This window comes from Methylobacterium sp. B1, from assembly GCF_000333255.1.
GTDB lineage: Bacteria > Pseudomonadota > Alphaproteobacteria > Rhizobiales > Beijerinckiaceae > Methylobacterium > Methylobacterium fujisawaense.
The window spans coordinates 1-3,451 of sequence record NZ_BACT01000104.1 but is presented as its reverse complement, the minus strand read 5'-3'; the positions used below and the strand labels follow the sequence as shown (position 1 = coordinate 3,451).

The 3,451-nt window shown below is 66.9% G+C and carries 3 protein-coding genes; 2 read left to right on the top strand and 1 reads right to left on the bottom strand.

What is annotated here, in order from left to right; all coding sequences use genetic code 11:
- Window positions 1-187: 187 nt before the first annotated feature.
- Both I53_RS03045 and I53_RS03040 read left to right on the top strand, forming a co-directional pair.
- Window positions 188-1,069: a LysR family transcriptional regulator gene (locus I53_RS03045; RefSeq protein ID WP_043346518.1), complete on the top strand. Its 882-nt coding sequence runs from the start codon at window positions 188-190 to the stop codon at window positions 1,067-1,069.
- Window positions 1,070-1,350: 281 nt separating this feature from the next.
- On the top strand, window positions 1,351-3,117 hold the full coding sequence (locus I53_RS03040) for a thioesterase family protein (RefSeq protein WP_306307422.1): 1,767 nt from the start codon (window positions 1,351-1,353) through the stop codon (window positions 3,115-3,117).
- A gap of 7 nt (window positions 3,118-3,124) precedes the next feature.
- Here I53_RS03040 and I53_RS03035 read toward each other — a convergent pair.
- Window positions 3,125-3,451 (bottom strand): EAL domain-containing protein (locus I53_RS03035; RefSeq protein ID WP_148291056.1); only part of this gene is annotated, 327 nt, incomplete at its 5' end.

Genomic DNA, 3,451 nt, shown 5'->3' with positions numbered 1-3,451 from the left:
GAAACGCGCTGCATCGCAATTCCCCTGGGCAGCCTCGGACTGGCGACCGAAGCCCGATGGCGGCGCGCGGGGCGATCGTGACGCGCAGCATCGTTTCGATTTGCCGAGCTGCAAAATCGTTCCGGCCGATCTAGACGTCAAATATCTTTTTCATTCCAATTGATAGGCGGGGCATATAGATGGCGGGATGGAACTCCGGCATCTCCGCTATTTCGTGGCTGTCGCCAAATATCTGAGCTTCACGGCCGCCGCAGAGAGCCTCGGCGTGGCGCAACCACCCCTCAGCCAGCAGATCCGCGACCTGGAGGATGAGGTCGGCACTGCCCTCTTCGAGCGGACCACGCGGCGGGTGACGCTGACCCGGGCCGGCCACGATTTCCACGTCCAGGCGCTCGCCATTCTGGAGCGGGCCGGCGAAGCGGTGGAACGGGCCCGTGCCATCGGCGCGGGCACCGCCGGCATCATCAACATCGGCCTGACCGGCTCGATGTTGGCCGGCCCGCTCGGCCCGGCGCTCCGGGACTTCGCCCGCAGCTATCCGGCGGTCGATCTCCGAATCCACGAGATGTCGCCGGATCGGCAGATCGCGATGCTGAAGTCCGGTCAGACCGACCTGAGCTTCCTGCGGTGCCCCCCGGAGGACGCCGATCTAATCCGCGTCTGCGCGTGGACCGAGACCGTACGGGTCGTCCTGCCGAGGGGCCACCGCTTGGCGACGGGCGCGCTCCGCCTCTCCGACCTTCGCGACGAGCGATTCGTCTTCCTGCGACTCTCGGATTCCCTGTTTGCCAACTACCTGTGGGATTGCTGCGCAGAGGCCGGGTTCGTCCCCTCCATCACCTATCAGGCCGTCGAGGCAGCCTCGTTGACGAGCTTGGTGGCATCGGGGCTCGGCATCGCCATCATCCCGGAATTCGTCGCCCGTCTGGCGCATGCGGACGTGGTCTACAGGCCCCTCGAAGGGCCGCCCATCCGCGCCGACGTCTTCGCGTTGTGGATGGCCCCGAAGGCTCCGCTGATCGCCAATTTCGTCGATCTGGTTCGCAGCGGCCCGGCGCCCGCCGATTAGGCAAATCGCCCGGGAATCCGCGACGCGTCGTGCACCCAAGGCCCAAACGCGTGTCCATCGGGACGCGGCGAGCGGAAATGTGCCCGCGCTGAGCCGCAGCCGCGGCTTGTCGACAGGTCGATGCATTTTCGTGCAGGTAAGATCTTATATTCGCCTTCTTTTTTGCCGGACATATTCCCGAAACGAGTCTGATACGCTATTGCAACACTCGGTACGGAGCGCTCGCGGCCACAATGCCTTCCCAATTCATTCGCTCAGCGACCTGGGCGCCGACGATTGCTTTGTCGTGGTTCTGGGGGCTCGGATTTTTCTACGCGATCCACGTGACCCTCACGTATGGATGGCTCGGGTTTCTTGCCTTCGCTCTGCCGAATGCCACGGGCCTTGGCCTGTTCGGATGGCTGCTCGGCGCTCCCCGGCGGCGCATCGACACGATTGTCGCGTCCGTGCAGGGTCCCTACGCCCTCCTGTTCCTGGGGGCCCAGTTCTTCGCCGTCGCCATCACGATCTTCGGCTTCGCCGCCTATGCGTGGCTTCCGCTGTTCGGCCGCGACTCCGTAGTCGGCCTGGTCGCCCTGATCCTCATCGCCTGCTCGATCGCGCATGCGGTTCCGCTGCGCGGCCTCCGGACCATCCACGGCGTCGCCCTGGTCCTCGGACTGTCGGCCTGCGCGCTGCTCTTGGTTGACCTGCCCCGGCATCCGGACGGCTGGACGGTCCCGGTCCACGCCTTCGACGAGCGCTTCTACGGTCTCGTCGTGCCCTCCCTGGTCGGCTTCCTGCTCGGCCCGTGGATGGACATCCAGCATTGGCAGCGCGCCCTCGAGATCCGGCGTTCGGGGGGATCCGTGCGGGTGGCCTATGTCACCGGCGCCGTGCTGTTCCTCGGACTGCTGACGCTCAATGCCCTGCTCGCCGCGCGGGCGGGCCTCGGCGTGCCGGTCGTCTCGTCGGACGGGCTGCCGGGGGCCTATGCGGCCGTGGCGCAGGCGATCGGGCGGGAATCCGTGGCGGGTGCGACAGCCGCCTTCGTGGTCTGGACGGCGATCGCGGCCGCCACCACGATCGACAGCTTCTACAACGCCACGCGGTGGCTCGGGACCTCGGTCACGGCGCGCAGCAATTCGCCGCTTCTCGCCTTCGTGCCGGCGGGACTCGTGTCCTCACCGGTCTGGATCCTGGGCGCGGCGCTCGCCACGGCGGCGGCGGCGATCTGGGCGAATCTCTCGCTCCTCTACCTGATGATGCCGTTCGCCACGCTCCTCGTCGGCGCGGCGGCCTGTCTCGTCTGCGAGTCGCTCGGCGCGACGCGGCGGTACGACTCGGTCCTCAACGCCATGATCGGGGCGACGGCGTGCCTGATCTTCGTCACCGGCTATCTGGCGCCGAGTTGGGCGCTCCTGGCCATCGCGCCGCTCATCGGGCTGATCGGTGCCCTGCCGATGATCGCACAGATCCTCGGATGGCGCGCAACGCAGCCGGCCGACCAGTTGATTCCGGCGGCGGAGCGGGCGCCGCGGGCGGCGCCGGTGCCCGTCGCGCTCGACCGGCCCGACACCGTCGCCTCCCACGGCTTCGACGGCCACTGGTTCGTCCTGCGCCTGATTCCGACCTATGACGATACGAATTCGGTCGGAAACGTCTATTTCGCCAATTATGTGCGCTGGGTCGGCAAGGCGCGCGAATTGTTCTTCAACGTCTGCATGCCGGATTTCGACCTGAAATCGACGGATTTCTACATCCTGACGAAGTCCTTCCATCACGACTTCCGGCGGGAGGCCATGGAGTTCGAGCCCGTCACCGTCCGGATCTCCATCGCGAGCCACAACCGGAAATTCGTGACCTTGGCGCACGAGATCCACAGCGAGGTCAACGGCCTGCTCGGCCGCGGCGAGCAGTCGCTGATGTTCGTGGATACCGTCCACTACCGGCCCCTCGATATCCCGCGCACCATCGTCGAGGGCTTCCTGCCCTACTGGCCGAAGGTGTCGCCCCACGCGGTCACGGGCGAGCCCAGCCCGGCCGGCGTGGCGCCCCTCGGCGCCTGACGGCACCTCACGCCGCCTGGACGGCGGTCGGAAGCAACTTGCGGCTGCGCGCGAGAACCGCCGCCTGCTCGGCCGGCAGCGGCTTGCTGAAGAGATAGCCCTGGAATTCGTGGCATCCCTGGTCGAGCAGGCAGATCCGCTGCGCATCCGTCTCGACCCCTTCCGCCGTGATCGTCATGTCGAGGCGCGTCGCCATGTCGATGATGGCCCGCACGATCGCGGCGGCGCTGCCCTCGTGCGGCAGGTCGCGGACGAAGCTCTGGTCGATCTTGATCTTGTCGAAGGCGATCCGGCGCAGATCTGGCGGAGGATTGGGCAGCCTGCAACGTCGAGA

Coding starts and splice junctions, on each gene's coding strand:
- I53_RS03045 (WP_043346518.1), top strand. CDS start 188: ATGGAACTCCGGCATCTCCGCTATTTCGTGGCTGTCGCCAAATATCTG.